This window comes from Aurantiacibacter sp. KMU-128 (assembly GCF_056933515.1).
Genome location: NZ_JBXORT010000001.1, coordinates 1,766,981 through 1,783,906, shown reverse-complemented (window position 1 = coordinate 1,783,906; position 16,926 = coordinate 1,766,981). Strand labels below are relative to the sequence as shown.

The following is a 16,926-nucleotide window of genomic DNA, read 5'->3' as shown; positions in this document are numbered from 1 at the left end:
TAATCGAACGACAGCCATGCTGCGCGGCAAGATGCGCGACCGGCGTGGAACGCGCGATATCCGCATCGGCGATCTGTCCCCGCGCGGCCTGCTGGTGGTGTGCGAACACCCGCCCGAACGCGGCGAGATTGTCGATATCACCGTCAACGGTCACCACATCGTTGGCGAAGCGCGGTGGAGCAACGGCCGCCGCTGCGGAATGCGCGCGGACCGGCGCATCAATGTGCAGGCGGTGCTGGCCGGTCGCGGGCCGGAACAGCGGTTCAAGGCGCAAAAGATCGAAACGCCCAACGACCCGTCAGCATGGTCACCCGAAAAGCAGCTTATCGCGTATAGCCTGCTGGCAGTGACTGCGCTCAGCACGGCCTATCTGATCGCCAATTATTTCATTCTCTGATCGAGCGCGCGGGCCAGCGCGAGGAATTCGGCGATACTGAGAGTTTCCGCGCGACGCGTGGGGTCAATACCGACAGCATCGAGCGCCGCCAGCCCGCCGGGCAGCCCTTTCAGGCTTTGCCGCAGCATCTTGCGCCGCTGGCCGAAGGCGGCGGAGGTCAGGTTTTCCAGCACACCTATGGCAACCCCTTCGGGTGCCTCGGCCGGCGTCACATGGACAATCGCGCTCATCACCTTGGGTGGCGGGGTGAAGGCGCTGCGATGTACTTTCATCGCCAGTTTCACGGTGGAGCGCCACTGGGCGAGCACGGCCAGTCTCCCGTATTCGCTATTGTCCGGCGCGGCGACGATGCGGCGGGCGACTTCCAGTTGGAACATCAGCGTCAGGCTTGTCCATTTCGGCGGCCATTCCTTGGCCGAGAGCCAGTTGGTGAACAGCTGGGTGCCGATATTGTACGGCAGATTGGCGACAATGGCGAAGGGTTCACCCATGAGGCCGGCGTGGTCGAGCGCCAGCGCATCGCCCTCGACAATCTGCAGTTTGCCGGGGAATGCGGCCTGCAGTTCCTCCAGCGCCGGAATGCAGCGGCTGTCGCGCTCGATCGCCGTGACGCGGGCACCGGCGCGCAGCAGGGCGCGGGTGAGGCCGCCCGGGCCGGGGCCGATTTCGAGAACCGCCTTGTCCGCAAGGTCGCCCGGTATGGCGGCGATGCGATCGAGCAATTGTTCGTCGAACAGAAAGTTCTGGCCAAGCGCCTTGCTGGCAGAAAGACCATGCGCGGCGATGACTTCGCGTAGGGGAGGTAGGTTTGGTGTTTCCATTTAATCCGTCATTGCGAGCGTAGCGGTTGCGAAGCACAGGCTTTGCCTGAACCAATCCAGAGCGAAGCGCGCTGCGGCTCTGGATTGCCGCGGGGCTTCGCCCCTCGCAATGACGAAATCAAGACCCAGCCCGCCGCGCGGCAATTTCGCCTGCCATGCGGATCGCTGCAATCATCGCATCGGGGCGGGCGATGCCTTTGCCCGCGATATCAAACGCGGTGCCGTGATCGGGCGAGGTGCGGACAATCGGCAGGCCCAAGGTCACATTCACGCCCTCGTCAAAGTCCAGCGTCTTCAGCGGCACCAGCGCCTGATCGTGATACATGGCAATCGCCACGTCATAGCCCGCGCGCTTGTGCGGGGCGAACAGCGTGTCGGCGGGGTGCGGGCCGGTGGCGTCGATGCCTTCGGTGCGCAGCTGCGCGATGGAAGGCGCGATTATGTCGATCTCCTCGCGCCCCATCCGCCCGTCTTCGCCCGCGTGCGGGTTGAGCCCGCAAACGGCGAGGCGCGGGTTCTCGATGCCGAAATCGGTATGGAGCGCACGTGCAACGATGCAGCCGCGCTTGACGATCAATTGCTGGCTAAGCCGCCCGGGCACATCGGCAATCGCGCAATGCACCGTCATCGGCACAGTGCGCAGCGATGGCCCGGCAAGCATCATGACCGAGGCTTCATGCGGCAGGTCGCAGGCATCGGCGAGCATTTCGGTCTGGCCGATAAATTCGGGCGCGATCTGCGCGATTTGCGACTTGGAGACAGGGCCGGTGACAAGGCCCGAACATTCGCCACTTCGCACAAGCGCAATCGCTGTGGTCAGCGCATCATAGGCGGTCTTGGCTGAGGCCAGCGTCGGTGCTCCGGCGATGGCATCGCCCGGCTCGCCAATGACGCGAAAAGCGGGAAGGGCCAGCTCACCGCCCCGCTCGACACAATGCGCGATAATCTCCGGCCCGATCCCCGCCGGATCGCCGAGGCTGACCGCTAGCGGGGGAATGTCGGGCACGGCGTCAGTTGTATTCGATCACAGCGTCGGTGCGCAGATCGCGCAGATAGCTTTGCGAACGGCGGTTGATCCGCTCTTCTTCCAGCTGTTGCATCAGGTCGTCTACCGAAGGACCGGCAGTATCGACGGGCAATTGCCGACCGCAGACCATGATCATCCGCACGCTGTCCGCCAGATCGCCGAAGGGCGGTGTCATCTGGCCGGTTTGGAGTTCGAGCAGGATCTGCTGGAATGCAGGGGGCAGATCGCGCAAGGTCACGCGCGGATTGTTGACTGTGTTCGCGCCGAGCGTTTCGGCCACGACATCCGCTTGCTCGCACGAGGTGACCGCCTGCATCTGTTCGATGAAGCTGCCGGCGAGCGCTTCACGCGCGGCCTCGCTGGCGTCCTGCGGCATATCAAGGGCAATTTCCTTGAGGCTAAGCACAGAATCGCGCGGATCGGGCATACCGATCTGGCGCTGGTCGATCATCAACAGGATCGAAAATCCGCCGGGAATTTCCAGCGGGCCGACAAGCTGTCCGGGCTGCATCTGCGCGGCGGCGGCTTCCAGCTGCGGTTGCTGCAATTGCGGCAGGAAAAGCCAGCCAAGATCGCCGCCGGTCACGCGGCTGCTGGCTTCCGAATACTGCCGTGCATAGGCGACGAAGCTGCCGCCCTGCTGCAATTGCTCGACAATCTGCACGGCGTTGGCCAGCACCTGTTCGCGGTTATTGGCATTGGCAGAGAGAAAAATCTCGCCCAGCCGGTATTCGGTGTCGCCACGGCTTTCCTGCAGGCGTTCCCACAATTCGGTGACCTCGGCTTCGGACACGTTGACGAAGGGCACGATATTGCGGCGTTGCAGCCGGTCCCATGCCAGTTCGCCCTGGATCTGCCGCCTCACTGAGCGGCCCGACGAACCGAGCGATTCCAGATAAGCGTCCATTTCCGAAGGCCCGCGGCCCTGGCTGGCGGCATATTCGGCATAGGCCTGGTTCACTTCGTCCGTCGTGACTTCCATTTCCAGCGCGGCAGCTTCCTGCGCCTGAATCGTCTCGTCGACGAGGTTGAAGAACACCTGCAAGCGTAAGCGGGCAACTTCCTGTGGTGGCAATTCCACCGTCTGCGCGGCCAGAATGAGCGCCAACCGGTGATCGATATCGGTCGAGGTGATGACGGTTCCGTTCACCCGCGCCACCGCGCGCCGCTCCATCGGGTTGCCCGATTCAATGATGAAGGCAATGTCTTCGGGCAGGTTGAACGCTTCCATCCCCGACGTTTGCGCCGCAGCATTGGTCGAAACGAAAGGGGAGGTCAGCACGAACGCACCCGCCAAGGCGAGTGCGGCACGCGAAACTTTGTGCACGATGGAATTCACTGTTGTCATAATCCTGTATGCAGCGCGCACCGGGCGCGGTCTGTCATCTGTCACCTGTTGTGCTGCGCATGGCACTGTCGGGCTTAACCCTAGCTGAGCCGATTGCTCAAGCCAAGGCCACCTCTGCGCGGGGGACGGCCATTTTCAGAAGCCCAGATTACGCAGGTTGAAATAGAGCCGGAAACTGTCGCCGCTCTGCGCATCGGCGAGTTCGATAAAGTCACGGCGCCAAGTTATGCCGAATTCAAGACAGTCATCGGCATAGGCGATACCCAATCGTGTACGAAGCGGTTCGAACCCGTCGGCGGTGAAAGAGGGGTCTTCCTCACGGTCGGTCAGATTGATGACGGCGGAACCGAAAACCGACCAGTGCTCATCAAACTCCCAGCGTCCGGCAACGCGCAATTCCTCGCGGTCCTGCAAATCTTCCAGGCTGAAATCGATATCGCGGTTGAGCCGTAAATAGCCGATTTCAGCATAGGTACGGTTGTTGCCGACGGTTGCGTCAATCTCGTTCCGGCGCACCGCGAGATTGTCCTTGTCCAGCCGGAAGCGGTGGGTGAATTTTATAAAGTCCTGATACCGCACCTGCGTCCGGCCCACGATATCGGAGAACTCATCGGTCAGGCCGGTGCCGTTGGGGAACAGGCTCGGCGCATCCGACAGGCGGTAGGACTGCCCCAGCGTCGTGCTGATGCGCCAGCCGGGGAAATTGGCTTCCCAATCGAAACCATAGGTAAGACGCACCCCGTCCTCCACACGGTCATAGCCGGGGAAGCGGTTGAGCGCGAAGAGGTTCGAATCCTCCAGATCGATGGCGCGGGCATCTTCGTTGGGAATGTCGAGATTGCGGATTTGCGGCGCGGCAACCACTTGCACGCGCGGGGTCAGCACCTGCGTGCCGCCCATGAATTCGCCGATAAAGGGCCATTGCACATCCACAGCGGCAATGGCCACGCCGCGCGTTTGCCAGCCTTCCTGCCCGCGATAGCTCGCAACGCTGGTGAGCAGATTCTCGTCCGAATGGTAGACATCGCCGCGCACCAGAGCGGTCAGCGTCACTTCCTGCCCCAGCGGGGTAATCATCCGCCGGTCCCATTGTGCACGGGCGAAGGCGCGCTGCGTATCCTGCCCTTCGGAACGGGTGATTGCGAGCGTGTTTGCCTGCACTTCGACTTGTCCGCGCAGCAACGGGTCTTCTAGCCGATAGCGTGCATCGATCAGCGGCAGGGCAAGCGGCACTTGCCCCTGGTCGCTACTGACCAGCAAAGCCTGCGTCGCCCAGCCGGCGACCGAGATATAGGAATTGTCGTCAATCCGTTGCAGTTCGACCACCGAGCGGATGCGGTCTTCGCGGCTGATGTCGTAGCGGCGCAGGAATGTGCGGTCGCTCGCCAGCCGGATCGATCCGGTGGCGGTCCAGTTTTCGTCGAGCTGGAAACGGCCATTGGCGTAGACATAGCCGCGCAGTCGGTTTTCGCTCGTCGGCGTGGTGGAGTTGAGCGGAATGCGCGAGCTGTAGGTGCCGTATGCGGTCACCTGAAACGCGCCATTATCGGTCAATTGCCGGTATTGCGCGGACGCCATCGGGGCGGCGGCGGTGTAGAGATAGCCGGTCACCGTCAGATCGCGATTGTCGGCAATCCGCCAGTAATAGCTGTCGCTGATTTCGATCCCGTTCGACGCGGTGAGCGCGATATTGGGAATGAAAAATCCGGTTTCCGCGCTGCCATCCGCGCGCACGGTCAGCCCCGGCAGCGGCAGGATGCGCGATCCGAACAGTTCCAAATAGGCTCCGCGAAAACGGATGCGCTGCGTTTCATTGTCGAAAAAGACGCGCTCGGCGGTGATGCGCCAGCTGGGGCTGCGATCGCAGCCATCAGCATCGATCACCGCGCAGGAAGAATAGACCGCGCGCTCTGCCGTGATGTCGCCATCCTCGGTACGCGTGGCTTGTTCGGCCGCGATGCGCCCGCCCTGGCGGAAGGCGATGAGCAGGTTCTGCAATGCGCCTGCTTCCAGTTCGTCGGTCAGCACCACGCGGTCGGTAAACAGCTGGTTGCCGTCGGGATCGACCACGCGCACCATGCCGCTGGCGACGATTTCGCCGGTCAGGCGGTTCCAGGTCACCCGGTCTGCGCGCAGCGACTGGTCGCCCGAGCGCAGGATCACATCGCCTTCGGCAGTGACCGTATCGGTGCCTTCGTCATAAGCGAGCGTATCGGCCTCGAACCCGATCTGGCGCTGGCCGTCCTCGTTGAATTCGGGGACGCTGGTCACGCCAGAAGGAATTGTGCCGTTAACGCGCTCCGGCGGATCGGCGGGCGGCGGATCGGTTTCCTGTGCCCATGCAGGCGCCGCACAAGCCAGCCACGCCAGCGCCCCGGCGGCGGTCGTGTGGCGTAAAGTGGCAAGCGAAGGCATCAATCGCAATTGTGGCGACCCGGGCAGCATGGCTTGCCTATCGCACCACCCGCTCCTAACTGCAACGACAGCTTTGCGCGGCATAGCATTGCCGTCACACCATAAGACAAACCGTTTTCCGGGAGACTTCATGAACATCCTTTTCCGTGACAGCCATGATACCAACACCACCCGCCTGATCGCGCGGATCATTGCGCAGGACAGCCTGCCTGCCGATCTGCCCCTTGCGGTGAAGGAAGGCGCGGAAAGCTCGCGCTTCAGCGGTAAAGCCGGGCAGCTGTTCGAAGGGTTTTACGAAGCCGAGGGCGCAGTTGTGCGGCTGGCGCTGGCCGGAGCGGGCAAGGCCGACGCGGCAGACCGCAGCGCGGCGCTGGAGAAAGCGGGCGCGGCGCTGAGCGCAAAATATCTCACCAGCGGCGAAACCGCGTTGGTGCTGGATGCAGGTGCCAGCGGGCTTTCGGCAGAGGAAACCGCATCGGTTCTGCTCGGCGCGCGGCTGCGCGGTTGGCGCTGGGACGCCTACCGCACCAAGCTGCGCGACGAACAGAAGAAGTCGCTTGGCACGATCCACGTCATCGGCGCGCCTGCTGGCAGTGATGCCGCGTGGGCGGATTCCGAGGCAGTCGCCAAAGGCGTCGAACTAACCCGCGAGCTGGTGTCCGAACCGCCAAACGTGATCTACCCCGAAAGCTTCGTCGCGCGGTGCCGCGAACGCTATGAAGGCACCGGTCTGACCGTCCGCGTGCTGGACGAGGCGGAGATGACTGCGCTCGGCATGGGCGCGCTGCTCGGTGTCAGCCAGGGCTCGGTGCGCGAAGGGCAATTGCTGGTGGTCGAATGGAAAGGTGGCGGCGATGAAGCGCCGACCGTGTTCGTGGGCAAGGGCGTTACTTTCGACACGGGCGGTATCTCGCTCAAACCGCCTGCGGGCATGGAAGACATGAAGTGGGATATGGGCGGCGCGGGCGCTGTGGCGGGCGCAATGCTCGCCATCGCGGGGCGCAAGGCGAAGGCCAATATCGTCGGCGTGTGCGGTCTCGTTGAAAATATGCCCGACGGCAATGCACAGCGCCCCGGCGATATCGTCACCACGATGAGCGGGCAGACGGTCGAAGTCATCAATACCGATGCCGAAGGACGGCTGGTGCTGTGCGACGCGCTGACATGGGTGCAGAAGGAATTCAGCCCCAAGACCGTGGTCGACTTCGCCACGCTGACCGGCGCGATGATCATTTCGCTCGGTAATGAACACGGCGGTGTCTTCGCAAATGACGATGCGCTGGCGGACAAGCTGCTGAGCGCGGGCAAGGCGAGCGGCGACAAGCTGTGGCGTTTCCCGCTCTCGCCCGAATATGACAAGCTGATCGACAGCCCGATTGCCGACATGAAGAATGTCGGCCCGCGCGGCGCAGGCTCGATCACCGCGGCGCAGTTCCTGCAACGCTATATCGAAGACGGCGTCGCTTGGGCGCATTGCGATATTGCGGGCATGGTGTGGGCGGACAAGCCGGGCGCAACCTGGGACAAGGGCGCAACCGGATACGGCGCGCGCCTGATCGACCGCTTCGTACGCGATAGCGTGGAGGGGTGATCGTCCTCAAGCAGCGAAGCGGTAGGACAGACAAATGGGTCGGATGAGGAAAAAGTCCGATCTGCCCAGCAAGATCTGCGAGACCTGCGGCCTGCCTTTCACATGGCGCAAGAAGTGGGAGCGCGACTGGGACAATGTCCGCTACTGCTCCGAACGGTGCCGAAGGAGCAAAGGGAGTAGCACCTGACAATGCGCGTGGATTTCTATCTACTCTCCGCCGACCCCGCACCCGCCGCCATCGCGCTACTGGCCCGCAAGACGCGCGAGGCGGGGGAGCGGTTGCTGGTTGTCGCCGATGATCTCGACCTGCTCGAAACCGTCTCACAAACGCTCTGGGAAAGCGCGCCCGAAGCCTTCCTCGCCAACGGTATTGCAGGCGACGAACACGATGCGCGCCAGCCGATTTTGCTCTCGAACGAGGTCGATGCCGCCAATGGCGCGCGATTCCTCCTGATCGCTGACGGCCAATGGCGCGAGCCGGGTGAAGGCTTCACCCGCGTGCTGTTCCTGTTCGACGACACCACCCGCGACCATGCCCGCCAGACGTGGAAAGCGCTGCAAGACCGCGAGGGGATGGAGCGCAAGTTCTGGAAGCAGCAGGGCGGCCGCTGGGTCGAGGGGCCGTAACGTCCGCGTGCCATGCGCACCCGGCCGGATGAGAAGGAGTTTGTAAATGCGAGCAGTTTTGTGCCTTTTTGCCCCCATGCTCCTGGCCGGATGCGGCGATGATCCGTTTACTGCGCCGCCGACAACCGATGCAGTAGTGCAAGCGTCGCTGCCCGAAGGCTTCACTCTGCCCGCCGACACGCAAATCGCTTCGATGGAAGAGGTCAGCACCGCTGCGGGCGCCGGAACGGTCGTCCTGCTGGAAAGCACGGCGACGCCACAGGCGCTAGAGGCGCATTTCCGTCGGCAAGCCGAAGAGCGCGGCTTTACGCTAACCGTCGCCGAGAATGCAGACGGCTTTGCGCAAATCCATGGGGAGCGCGAGGATGCGTTGCAATTCGATTTTGCAGCTTCGACCTACGAGGACGGATCAACCCGTGCCAGCCTTGCGATCGGGCGGGTTGCCGGGGAATAGGCGGCAAATTGAGCGGTCAGCCTCGCCGCGTAGCAAGGTGCGGGACTTGACCGCCAGCGCGGAACGTGATGCTTTGCCAGCACAACCATTCGAGGGGGAATCATGCGCAATCTTGTCATTGTAACGCTCGGCCTGACACTTGCCGCCTGCGGTGGCAGCGATACGCAGACCATGGAAACCGAGGACGGCACGGTCGAAATGCGCTCGACGGATGGCGAAGGAAGCGAAGCGACAGTCACCAGCAATGCGGGCGCCGGCGAGGTGGATTTGCCCGACGGCTTCAGCGTGTATGAAGGGGCCACAGTGGTTTCCAACACCATGGTCGATGCAGCCGACGGTTCGGGCAATATGGTGATGATGACGTCCACCGATCCGGCCGAGGACATCATCGCGCATTACCGTGCCGAAGCGGAAGAGGCAGGCATCGAAGTCAACGTCGAGATGAATACCAATGGCAACCGCATGATCGCGGGCGAGGGCACGGACGGGCTCACTTTTATGGTCAATGTCAGTGGTGAAGACGGCGAGTCGACCATTATGCTGACGGTAGGGCGCGGCAGCCAATAGGGCGTTGACGCAAGCAGCAGGCTTGCCCGCATCGTAACGGGGCGCTAAGGGCGCGCGCAACATTATTGCCCCCCCTTACAATGAAGGAAACTCCCATGGCGGTTACCCGCACGTTCTCGATCATCAAGCCCGACGCCACCAAGCGTAACCTGACGGGCGCAGTTACCAAGAAGCTGGAAGAGGCCGGCCTGCGCGTTGTCGCATCGAAGCGCATCCGCATGAGCCAGGAACAGGCCGAAGGCTTCTACGCCGTGCACAAGGAACGCCCCTTCTTCGGTGAACTCGTCGAATTCATGATGAGCGAGCCGGTGGTGGTGCAGGTGCTCGAAGGCGAAGATGCCGTGAAGCGCAACCGCGACGTGATGGGTGCAACCAACCCCGCCGAAGCTGCCGAAGGCACCATCCGCAAGGAATATGCGCTGTCGATCGGCGAAAACTCGGTCCACGGTTCGGACAGCGAAGAAAACGCTGCCATCGAAATCGCTTTCTTCTTCAGCGACGACGAAATCGTCGGCTAATCGGCTGGCATAGCGTCCGCTAATCCAAAAAAAGCGGCGCGTCCTCTGGCTCTTTCCGGTGCTGCCGGAACGCCAGCGGGGCGCGCCGCTTTTTGCTGTTTAATCGGCGTTGAAGCAGGCGACCTGCGCGGCGTGATCCTTGTGCGGTGAATGGCCCGCCCGCTTCTGTTCGGTACGCATAGAAGCGCGCGCATCGTCTGTCAGAGTCAGGCCCAGATCGGCATAGATTCTCGCCATCGCCGCCTCCCAATCCGCATCCAGATCGCGGAAATCGACTTCGGCGACCGGCCCGTTGAACGCCGCGCGCGCCTCTTCCATCCGTTCCTGCCGCAGCGCGATCTTGCGCTGCACTTCGCCGCGGATCCAGTCGATGCACGGCGTGTCCGACTGGATCGTCATCTGGTTCGCCACGAGCGAGGCAGAGCTTGCCGCGAGATCGTCGGGGCAGCGCTTCGTCATCACCAGGCGTGCATCGGGGAATTGTTCGAGTAGTGCAGGCACATCCTCGGCGAATTGCGGGACTTTGAGCACGCGGGGTTTCATCGCATTGCCGTGGAAATGCGCATCGGTGCGCAGGATGCGGGCAAATTCGCGGTAGACCGGCGCGGGATCGCGCGCTTCCGACCAGTGCGAGTAGCTCGGGATGCGCCACTGCGCCTCATACGCACAATGGTCGAGCGCGCAGGCGAGCCAGCCCAACTCCTCATCCGCGCGTGTCACGCCGAAAGGATGGATCGAATCGAGCCACGGATCGAGCGTGCGGGCGAACAGCAGCGAAAGCGCCGACCAAGCGGGGCGCGTATCGGGCCTGCGTGGCACCGGCAGCCAGCTGTCGCAAAAGCGCGTCGCCGCGTGCGCCGGATCGGCGGCGAGCAGGCGGTGCACCCGCGTCGTCCCGCTGCGCATCTGGCCGACGACGATGATCGGCGGCGCCATTGCGTGATCGACGATCTCCGGCTTGTCCTGCCACAAAGCGCCGAGTTCCAGCCGCTGGCGGATCACCCGCACAAGCTGACCGTGGGCGATGGTGAGGCCGAGCGAATTGAGCCGCGCCTCGTCCTGTAGCGATTGTGTCAGCCGGATCGTCCGCTCGCGGAAATCGGCCACGTCCTCCTCACTGCGCCCGCCAGCTTCGCCTGCAGCGGGCGAATCCTTCAGCGCCTTTTCCCACAACACCGCCGGATCGAGCGAGGGCTTGGTCGCAATCCCGCGCTCCCACATTCCTTCGAGCCAGCCGATGGCCCTGTCCACGTGCGGCGAGCGCGCCAGAGGATGCGGGCGGGGAGGCGGGGGCATGGGGTTAGAATTCGTCCGCGATATCGAGCAATTTCGTCAGCCGCTTCGGAGCAACGCTGCGCCAACTGCGCTGCAGCCATTCGGCGACATTCTCCCAATCAACGCCCGGACGGTTGAGAATGATCCCGACCCAACCGCTCGCGCCGTAATAGGCGGGCTTGAAATAGGTGTCCGGCGCGGTTTCGGTAAGGCCGACCACTTCGTCCACCCCGCTCGTTTTGACGAGTACCGCGATATGGCGGCTGCCGTGGTGCTGATCGTTGAAATGGGCGAAAAACTTGCCCGATTTGCCGCCGGTGCGGAAACCCGGCGAGCCGTGGCTCTCGCGCTCTTCGGCTTCGGGCAGGTCGAGCGCCAGTTTTCGAACTTTTTCGAACAGCCAGTCGGCGCGGTATGCGCGACCGACATAATCGGCGAGGCAGCGCGGGTAGAGCTGGTATTCGGCAAGGATCACGCGGCGGGCGAGGCTGTCTGCCGTATCATCGGGCAGGATCGCCACCGGCATCTGGCCGAGCAACGGCCCGGCATCGAGCTCTGATGTGACGATATGCACCGAGCAGCCGCCGAATTGGTCGCCAGCATCAATCGCGCGCTGGTGCGTGTCGAGGCCTTTGTATTTCGGCAGCAAGGAGGGGTGGGTATTGACCATGCGGCCTTCCCAGCCATTGACGAAGTCCGCAGTCAGGATGCGCATATAGCCGCAAAAGGCGAGGTACTCCGCGCCGCTTTCGCGCAGGGCGGCGTCCATGATTGCCTCGTGCTCCTCGCGCTCCAGCCCCTTGTGCGAATGGGCGAAGGTGGCGATGCCTTCGGACTCCGCAATGGCGAGGCCCGGCGCATCGGGATTGTTCGAGGCGACGAGCACGATTTCGTACGGGCAATCCTCCAGCCGCGACTGGAACAAAAGCGCGGACATGGTGGTGCCATTGCCGGAAAGCAGGCACGCGACCCTGGCTTTCCGCACCGGCGTGTCAGGCATTGTGGGTGGCCACCCAATCGGCCTTGGCCGCCCAGGTGCCACGGCAGCCGCGCACGGTGCAGCCGCGCTTTCCGGCTTGGACTAGCCCGATGTCGCCATAGCCTATGCCGGTCTCATGCAGGCGATCCATGACCTCGGCATAATTCTCTTCCGATACAGCAAGCACCATGCCGACATCGCAATTGAACGTGCGCGCCATTTCTTCCGGCTCGATATTTCCCTGCGCCTGCAAGAACGCCATCAGGCCGGACTGGTCCCAAGCCTCTGCGTCGATTTCGGCATGGGCACCTTCCGGCAGAATGCGCGGGATGTTCTCTAGCAAGCCGCCGCCGGTTATGTGCGCAAGAGCGTTGACCAGATTATCACGAATGATCGGCAGCAACGCGTTCACGTAGATGGTTGTCGGCTCGAGCAGGACGTCGATCAAAAGGCGCTCTTGGTCAAACAGAGCCGGGCGATCCAGCTTCCAGCCTTTGTCAGCGGCGAGCCTGCGCACAAGCGAAAAACCGTTTGAATGGACACCTGAACTGGCCAGTCCGATCAGTGAGTCCCCCGGCTTAACCCGCTCGCCTGTCAATTGCTCGCCGCGCTCCACCGCGCCGACGCAGAAACCGGCAAGGTCGTAATCGCCATCGGCATACATTCCGGGCATTTCGGCCGTCTCGCCGCCGATCAGCGCGCAGCCTGCCTGTTTGCAGCCCTCTGCGATGCCTGCAATCACCCGCTCGGCGACGCCATTGTCAAGCTTGCCAGTGGCGAAATAGTCGAGGAAGAACAGCGGCTCCGCACCCTGCACAATCAGATCGTTGACACACATGGCGACCAGATCGATGCCCACCGTATCGTGCCGGCCGCTATCGATGGCGAGCTTCAGCTTGGTGCCGACGCCGTCATTGCCCGCCACCAGTAGCGGGTCTTTATACCCCGCCGCCTTGGGGTCGAAAAAGCCGCCAAAGCCGCCAATCTCGCCATCCGCGCCGGGGCGCATTGTCGCCTTCACCAGCGGCCCGATGGCCTTCACCAGACGGTTGCCCGCATCGATGGAAACACCTGCCTGTTCGTAGGTGTAGGATGTGTCGTTCGAACTCATACCCACCGCCATAGTCTTTCGGGCTTGGATTTCCACTCGGCTTTGGGCAAAAGGCTGGCGATTTCCCCCATGAGCACACTTTCTCTCCCCTTTCGCCCGCTTGCCAAGCCTTCACCCGCGCTGATCGGAGCCCTCGGCTTTGCCTGTCTGCTGCTGGTCGCGATTGCATCGCTGATGGCGCAGGTTTCGGGCGAACGCGGTATCGCGCCCGTCGCGAGCAGCACCGATATCCAGGTCAGCGGTATCGAGGTGAATGTGACGGGCGACAGCGCGGAGGACGCCCGCACCAATGGCTGGCGTTTGGCGCAACGCATGGCGTGGGAGCAGTTAGGCGGGCCGTCAATTGACGATGCACGGCTCGATTCGATGGTATCGGCGATTGTTGTCGAACGTGAGAGCATCGGCCCGCGCCGCTATGTGGCGACCCTTGGTGTGATTTTTGACCGGCAGCGCGCGGGTGCTTTGCTGGGTTCGTCCGGTGCGCGAGCGCGCTCTGCCCCCATGCTGACGCTGCCGGTGCTGATATCGGGCGGTACGCAGACCATGTTCGAAGTGCGCAATCCGTGGCAGCGCGCCTGGGCGGAATACCAGTTCGGCGGCAGCGCGATCGATTATGTGCGGCCTTCGGGCGCGGGCGGCGAATCGCTGCTGCTCACCTACGGCCAGACCCAGCGCCGCAGCCGCGCATGGTGGAACACCGTGCTCGACCAGTTCAGCGCCGCCGATGTGGTGGTGCCGATTGCCAATCTCAGCTGGGATTATCCGGGTGGCCCCGTCACCGGACGCTTCACCGCGCGTTATGGCCCCGATAATATCTATCTCGATAGCTTCACCCTGCGTGCTCCGAATGCCGAGGCACTGGACGAAATGTTGACCGAAGCGGTGGAGAGGTTTGACGTTATCTACACGCGGGCACTGGCCGATGGCCGCCTGCGTCCTGACCCGACATTGTCGCTGGGCAATGTCGAGCTGAGCCCCGAAATCCGCGCACTGCTGGAACAGGCGCGGCGCGGGGAAGCCGAAGCCGCGCAGGCGCCGGACAATGGCGCAGCGGCCGGAACCGCGGCGGAAACGCCAGCGGATCAGGCAACTGCCACCGAGCAACCGGCGGCCACTTCGGCGACCTATGTGGTGCAAGTTGCAACGCCTGATGCGGCCTCGCTCGACACGGCGCTGGGCAATCTGCGCGGCACGCCGGGTGTCAGCGGGGTTTCGATCAGTTCGACCGCGTTGGGCGGCGTTTCGGTGCTGCAAGTGACCTATGCGGGCGATATCGGTGCCCTCGCAGGCGCGCTGCGCTCGCGCGGCTGGGCGGTCAATCAGGGAGCCAACGCGCTCGGCATTTCGCGCTAAGGTGTCTTGCGCCATGGAGCAGATTGCCCTTCCTCTGACAGCCGGAAAAGGCCCAGCGCAGATCGTGCTGGGCAACGCCAATAGCCATGTCGCCGAGGCGCTGCTCGCACCCGAAAGCTGGCCGTTCCGCACCGCCGTGCTCACCGGTCCGCCGCGTTCGGGCAAATCGCTCTTCGCGCGTTGGTTCGCCGAAAGCGGCAAGGGCGCGGCGCTCGACGATGCGCAGGCGATGGAAGAGGATGCGGTGTTCCACCGCTGGAACCGGGCGCAGGAAGAAGGCACGCCGCTGCTGATTATCGGTGGAGAACCGCCGTGGGATATCAGCCTGCCCGATCTCAGATCGCGCCTCGGCGGGTCACTCCAGCTCGATATCGGCCTGCCCGATGACGAGATGGCGCGTGACCTGCTGTTTTCGTTGGCCGCAGAGCGCGGCCTGCCGCTGCCGCATGATGCCGCCGATTATCTGATCCCGCGCGCCACCCGCTCGCAGGCGGACCTGGAAAAGCTGGTGGCGACAATCGACCGCTTGTCTCTGGAAAGAAAGGCCCCACCTCACCAGGGAATCTGGCGCGCCGCGCTGGAAGCGGTCCACGGGCCGGACGAGCCGACCTTGCTTTGAGCGGGTTTTGATGGAAAACCGGAGTTTGCCATGTTTGATCGGTTGATCAGCTATCTGGACTCGATCCATGCCCGCGATCCCGCGCCGCGTTCGCGCTGGGAGATCCTCTTCTATCCCGGCGTGCTGGCGCTGGGCCTGCACCGGGTCGCGCACTGGCTGTTCGAAGCCGATATGTTCTTCCTCGCCCGCATGGTGAACCATTTCAGCCGCTTCCTCACCGCGATCGACATCCATCCGGGCGCCAAGATCGGGAAGAATTTCTTCATCGACCACGGCTTTACCGTGATCGGGGAGACGGCGGAGATTGGCGACAATGTCACCATCTACCAATGCGTCACGCTGGGCGGGACGAACCCGACCAATGGCGTGGGGGGCAAGCGCCATCCGACGCTGCTGGACAATGTCATCATCGGCTCTGGCGCGCAGATTATCGGCCCTATCACCGTGGGCGAGCGCGCGCGTGTGGGGGCCAATGCGGTGGTGACCGACAATGTGCCCGATGGCGCAACGATGATCGGGCTCAAGGCGCGCTCTACGCTAATGCCTGCCGAGGAATGGATGCGCGAGTTCATCCCCTATGGCACGCCCTGCGACGATCCGTGCGAGGAAGGGCCTGGGCGCGACTGTGTTGAGAAGCTGGAGCGTGACATTACCGAGCTGCGCGCAGAGCTGGAGGCGATGCGCAAATCGCTCGCCGCGCCGGCCAAGGAAGCGGTGACGCCCGATCTGTTCGCCGAACGCAAGACGGGCGGCAAGGCATAATGGGGCTGCCTCCCATAGGCTCCAACATCGTCAGTTTTCCCGGCCAGCGCCCGCCTGCGCAAACAGGTTTCGACCGGCGCGAGCTGGCGCGCATTCTTGATCTTTATGGCCGTATGGTCGCCGCTGGCGAATGGCGCGATTACGCGATGGAGTTCGACAAGGACTGCGCGACCTTCGCCGCCTTCCGGCGCACCGCCGAAGTCCCGCAAATGCGGCTGGAAAAACGCCCCGCGCTGCGCAACCGGCAAGGGATGTGGGCGCTGTTCGGCGAGCAGGGACAAGTGCTCAAACGCGGGCACGAGCTCGCGAGCGTATTGGCACCGATAGAACGGCGCTTGGTGAAGGTGGTGGACGCTTAGCCGAGGCGCTCCAGCGCCGCCACCAGCTCGCCAAGGCTGTCGATCACCGCATCTGCGCCCAGTTCGGCCACGGGCACATCGTGATAGCCGAAAGAGCAGGCGATGGCGGGAACGCCCGCCGCGCGTCCGGCGCGCATATCGTAGGTCGAATCGCCCACCATCGCCGCGCGACCACCGCCGCAATCCCTGGCCGCCGCGTGCAGCATATCGGGCTTGGGCTTGGCGTTCTCGCGCCCCAGAGTGTCGCCGCCATAGATCGCGCTGAACCGCCGCGTCATGTCGAGCGCATCGAGCAGCTGCCGCGCCGGAGCCTCCGACTTGTTGGTGCAGATCGCCAGCTTCACGCCCTCGGCAATCAGCGCGTCGAGCATTTCCAGACAGCCCTCAAAGGGCACCGTATTGGTGGTGATATTCGCCCAGTAATGCTCCAGCAGCGCGTCCATGATGCGGACATAATCGGGTTTGGCCACCATACCGCCGGTCGCTTCCAGCGCGCGGGTCAGCATCATGTCGGTGCCGCCGCCGATCATGTTGCGCGTCGCATCCTCGCTCACCGGGCCGCGCCCTATCGTGCTGAGGGCGTGATTGACCGCAGGGCACAGGTCGCGCGCGGAATCGACCAGCGTGCCATCAAGGTCGAACAGGACGATATCGAAAGGAAATTTGCTCATCGCGGCGGGGCAATAGAGAGCGATATGGAATC

General features: G+C 63.3%; 19 protein-coding genes. 11 read left to right on the top strand and 8 right to left on the bottom strand.

Features of this window, described 5'->3' with window-relative positions:
* Nucleotides 1–16: 16 nt before the first annotated feature.
* On the top strand, nt 17–397 hold the full coding sequence (locus tag ACS0VV_RS08915) for a hypothetical protein (RefSeq protein ID WP_483532360.1): 381 nt from the start codon (nt 17–19) through the stop codon (nt 395–397).
* On the opposite strand, the gene rsmA is transcribed toward ACS0VV_RS08915, so the two are convergent.
* From rsmA to ACS0VV_RS08895, 4 genes are all read right to left on the bottom strand, one after another.
* A complete protein-coding gene (gene rsmA / locus ACS0VV_RS08910; protein WP_483532359.1) occupies nt 382–1,218 on the bottom strand; it encodes a 16S rRNA (adenine(1518)-N(6)/adenine(1519)-N(6))-dimethyltransferase RsmA in 837 nt (278 codons plus the stop codon). The two genes, ACS0VV_RS08915 and rsmA, sit on opposite strands and share 16 nt — an antisense overlap.
* A 118-nt stretch (nt 1,219–1,336) precedes the next feature.
* Nucleotides 1,337–2,224, bottom strand: coding sequence for a 4-hydroxythreonine-4-phosphate dehydrogenase PdxA (gene pdxA, locus ACS0VV_RS08905; RefSeq protein ID WP_483532358.1), 888 nt, complete (start codon nt 2,222–2,224; stop codon nt 1,337–1,339).
* A 4-nt stretch (nt 2,225–2,228) separates the two neighbouring features.
* Nucleotides 2,229–3,593, bottom strand: a complete 1,365-nt coding sequence (locus ACS0VV_RS08900) for a peptidylprolyl isomerase (RefSeq protein ID WP_483532357.1) — start codon at nt 3,591–3,593, stop codon at nt 2,229–2,231.
* Nucleotides 3,594–3,728: 135 nt separating this feature from the next.
* Nucleotides 3,729–6,008, bottom strand: coding sequence for an LPS-assembly protein LptD (locus ACS0VV_RS08895; protein WP_483532356.1), 2,280 nt, complete (start codon nt 6,006–6,008; stop codon nt 3,729–3,731).
* 130 nt (nt 6,009–6,138) lie between these two features.
* On the opposite strand from ACS0VV_RS08895, the gene ACS0VV_RS08890 reads away from it, so the two are divergent.
* The 6 genes from ACS0VV_RS08890 (at nt 6,139) to ndk (ending at nt 9,765) form a co-directional block, all read left to right on the top strand.
* Nucleotides 6,139–7,599, top strand: coding sequence for a leucyl aminopeptidase (locus ACS0VV_RS08890; protein WP_483532355.1), 1,461 nt, complete (start codon nt 6,139–6,141; stop codon nt 7,597–7,599).
* Between the two features lie 34 nt (nt 7,600–7,633).
* Nucleotides 7,634–7,786, top strand: coding sequence for a DUF2256 domain-containing protein (locus tag ACS0VV_RS08885; RefSeq protein ID WP_483532354.1), 153 nt, complete (start codon nt 7,634–7,636; stop codon nt 7,784–7,786).
* A gap of 2 nt (nt 7,787–7,788) precedes the next feature.
* Nucleotides 7,789–8,226: a DNA polymerase III subunit chi gene (locus tag ACS0VV_RS08880; protein ID WP_483532353.1), complete on the top strand. Its 438-nt coding sequence runs from the start codon at nt 7,789–7,791 to the stop codon at nt 8,224–8,226.
* Nucleotides 8,227–8,302: 76 nt separating this feature from the next.
* Entirely contained in the window at nt 8,303–8,680 is a 378-nt protein-coding gene (locus ACS0VV_RS08875) for a hypothetical protein (protein WP_483532352.1), read from the top strand.
* A 102-nt stretch (nt 8,681–8,782) separates the two neighbouring features.
* A complete protein-coding gene (locus tag ACS0VV_RS08870) occupies nt 8,783–9,247 on the top strand; it encodes a hypothetical protein (RefSeq protein WP_483532351.1) in 465 nt (154 codons plus the stop codon).
* Nucleotides 9,248–9,342: 95 nt separating this feature from the next.
* Complete coding sequence (ndk, locus tag ACS0VV_RS08865) at nt 9,343–9,765, top strand: nucleoside-diphosphate kinase (RefSeq protein ID WP_483532350.1); 423 nt, start codon at nt 9,343–9,345, stop codon at nt 9,763–9,765.
* Between the two features lie 99 nt (nt 9,766–9,864).
* On the opposite strand, the gene ACS0VV_RS08860 is transcribed toward ndk, so the two are convergent.
* Genes ACS0VV_RS08860 through purM form a run of 3 tightly spaced genes read right to left on the bottom strand, consistent with a single transcriptional unit; the run spans nt 9,865 to nt 13,130 of the window.
* Nucleotides 9,865–11,016 carry a sulfotransferase family protein gene (locus tag ACS0VV_RS08860; RefSeq protein ID WP_483532349.1) on the bottom strand — a complete coding sequence of 384 codons (1,152 nt, stop codon included), beginning with the start codon at nt 11,014–11,016 and terminating at the stop codon, nt 9,865–9,867.
* A gap of 49 nt (nt 11,017–11,065) precedes the next feature.
* Nucleotides 11,066–12,040: a phosphoribosylglycinamide formyltransferase gene (gene purN, locus ACS0VV_RS08855; RefSeq protein WP_483532348.1), complete on the bottom strand. Its 975-nt coding sequence runs from the start codon at nt 12,038–12,040 to the stop codon at nt 11,066–11,068.
* Complete coding sequence (gene purM / locus ACS0VV_RS08850; RefSeq protein WP_483533520.1) at nt 12,033–13,130, bottom strand: phosphoribosylformylglycinamidine cyclo-ligase; 1,098 nt, start codon at nt 13,128–13,130, stop codon at nt 12,033–12,035. The genes purN and purM overlap by 8 nt, the downstream gene beginning before the upstream one ends.
* 69 nt (nt 13,131–13,199) lie before the next feature.
* On the opposite strand from purM, the gene ACS0VV_RS08845 reads away from it, so the two are divergent.
* The 4 genes from ACS0VV_RS08845 to ACS0VV_RS08830 are packed head-to-tail and all read left to right on the top strand — an operon-like array spanning nt 13,200 to nt 16,223.
* Complete coding sequence (locus ACS0VV_RS08845) at nt 13,200–14,483, top strand: heavy-metal-associated domain-containing protein (protein ID WP_483532347.1); 1,284 nt, start codon at nt 13,200–13,202, stop codon at nt 14,481–14,483.
* A gap of 13 nt (nt 14,484–14,496) precedes the next feature.
* The gene (locus ACS0VV_RS08840) at nt 14,497–15,102 is read left to right on the top strand and encodes an HdaA/DnaA family protein (RefSeq protein ID WP_483532346.1); all 606 of its coding nucleotides are present in this window, start codon (nt 14,497–14,499) and stop codon (nt 15,100–15,102) included.
* Between the two features lie 30 nt (nt 15,103–15,132).
* Entirely contained in the window at nt 15,133–15,864 is a 732-nt protein-coding gene (gene epsC, locus ACS0VV_RS08835; protein WP_483532345.1) for a serine O-acetyltransferase EpsC, read from the top strand.
* Entirely contained in the window at nt 15,864–16,223 is a 360-nt protein-coding gene (locus tag ACS0VV_RS08830; protein ID WP_483532344.1) for a DUF2794 domain-containing protein, read from the top strand. The genes epsC and ACS0VV_RS08830 overlap by 1 nt, the downstream gene beginning before the upstream one ends.
* Here the strand turns inward: ACS0VV_RS08830 and ACS0VV_RS08825 are convergent.
* Nucleotides 16,220–16,894 carry an HAD family hydrolase gene (locus tag ACS0VV_RS08825; RefSeq protein WP_483532343.1) on the bottom strand — a complete coding sequence of 225 codons (675 nt, stop codon included), beginning with the start codon at nt 16,892–16,894 and terminating at the stop codon, nt 16,220–16,222. The genes ACS0VV_RS08830 and ACS0VV_RS08825 overlap by 4 nt on opposite strands.
* Nucleotides 16,895–16,926 lie beyond the last annotated feature (32 nt).

Bases quoted from the DNA above. Each gene is read 5' to 3' on its own strand.
- ACS0VV_RS08915 (WP_483532360.1), top strand. From the start codon at position 17: ATGCTGCGCGGCAAGATGCGCGACCGGCGTGGAACGCGCGATATCCGC.
- rsmA (WP_483532359.1), bottom strand. From the start codon at position 1,218: ATGGAAACACCAAACCTACCTCCCCTACGCGAAGTCATCGCCGCGCAT.
- ACS0VV_RS08900 (WP_483532357.1), bottom strand. From the start codon at position 3,593: ATGACAACAGTGAATTCCATCGTGCACAAAGTTTCGCGTGCCGCACTC.
- ACS0VV_RS08895 (WP_483532356.1), bottom strand. From the start codon at position 6,008: ATGCCTTCGCTTGCCACTTTACGCCACACGACCGCCGCCGGGGCGCTG.
- ACS0VV_RS08890 (WP_483532355.1), top strand. From the start codon at position 6,139: ATGAACATCCTTTTCCGTGACAGCCATGATACCAACACCACCCGCCTG.
- ACS0VV_RS08885 (WP_483532354.1), top strand. From the start codon at position 7,634: ATGGGTCGGATGAGGAAAAAGTCCGATCTGCCCAGCAAGATCTGCGAG.
- ACS0VV_RS08880 (WP_483532353.1), top strand. From the start codon at position 7,789: ATGCGCGTGGATTTCTATCTACTCTCCGCCGACCCCGCACCCGCCGCC.
- ACS0VV_RS08875 (WP_483532352.1), top strand. From the start codon at position 8,303: ATGCTCCTGGCCGGATGCGGCGATGATCCGTTTACTGCGCCGCCGACA.
- ACS0VV_RS08870 (WP_483532351.1), top strand. From the start codon at position 8,783: ATGCGCAATCTTGTCATTGTAACGCTCGGCCTGACACTTGCCGCCTGC.
- ndk (WP_483532350.1), top strand. From the start codon at position 9,343: ATGGCGGTTACCCGCACGTTCTCGATCATCAAGCCCGACGCCACCAAG.
- purN (WP_483532348.1), bottom strand. From the start codon at position 12,040: ATGCCTGACACGCCGGTGCGGAAAGCCAGGGTCGCGTGCCTGCTTTCC.
- purM (WP_483533520.1), bottom strand. From the start codon at position 13,130: ATGAGTTCGAACGACACATCCTACACCTACGAACAGGCAGGTGTTTCC.
- ACS0VV_RS08845 (WP_483532347.1), top strand. From the start codon at position 13,200: ATGAGCACACTTTCTCTCCCCTTTCGCCCGCTTGCCAAGCCTTCACCC.
- ACS0VV_RS08840 (WP_483532346.1), top strand. From the start codon at position 14,497: ATGGAGCAGATTGCCCTTCCTCTGACAGCCGGAAAAGGCCCAGCGCAG.
- epsC (WP_483532345.1), top strand. From the start codon at position 15,133: ATGTTTGATCGGTTGATCAGCTATCTGGACTCGATCCATGCCCGCGAT.
- ACS0VV_RS08830 (WP_483532344.1), top strand. From the start codon at position 15,864: ATGGGGCTGCCTCCCATAGGCTCCAACATCGTCAGTTTTCCCGGCCAG.
- ACS0VV_RS08825 (WP_483532343.1), bottom strand. From the start codon at position 16,894: ATGAGCAAATTTCCTTTCGATATCGTCCTGTTCGACCTTGATGGCACG.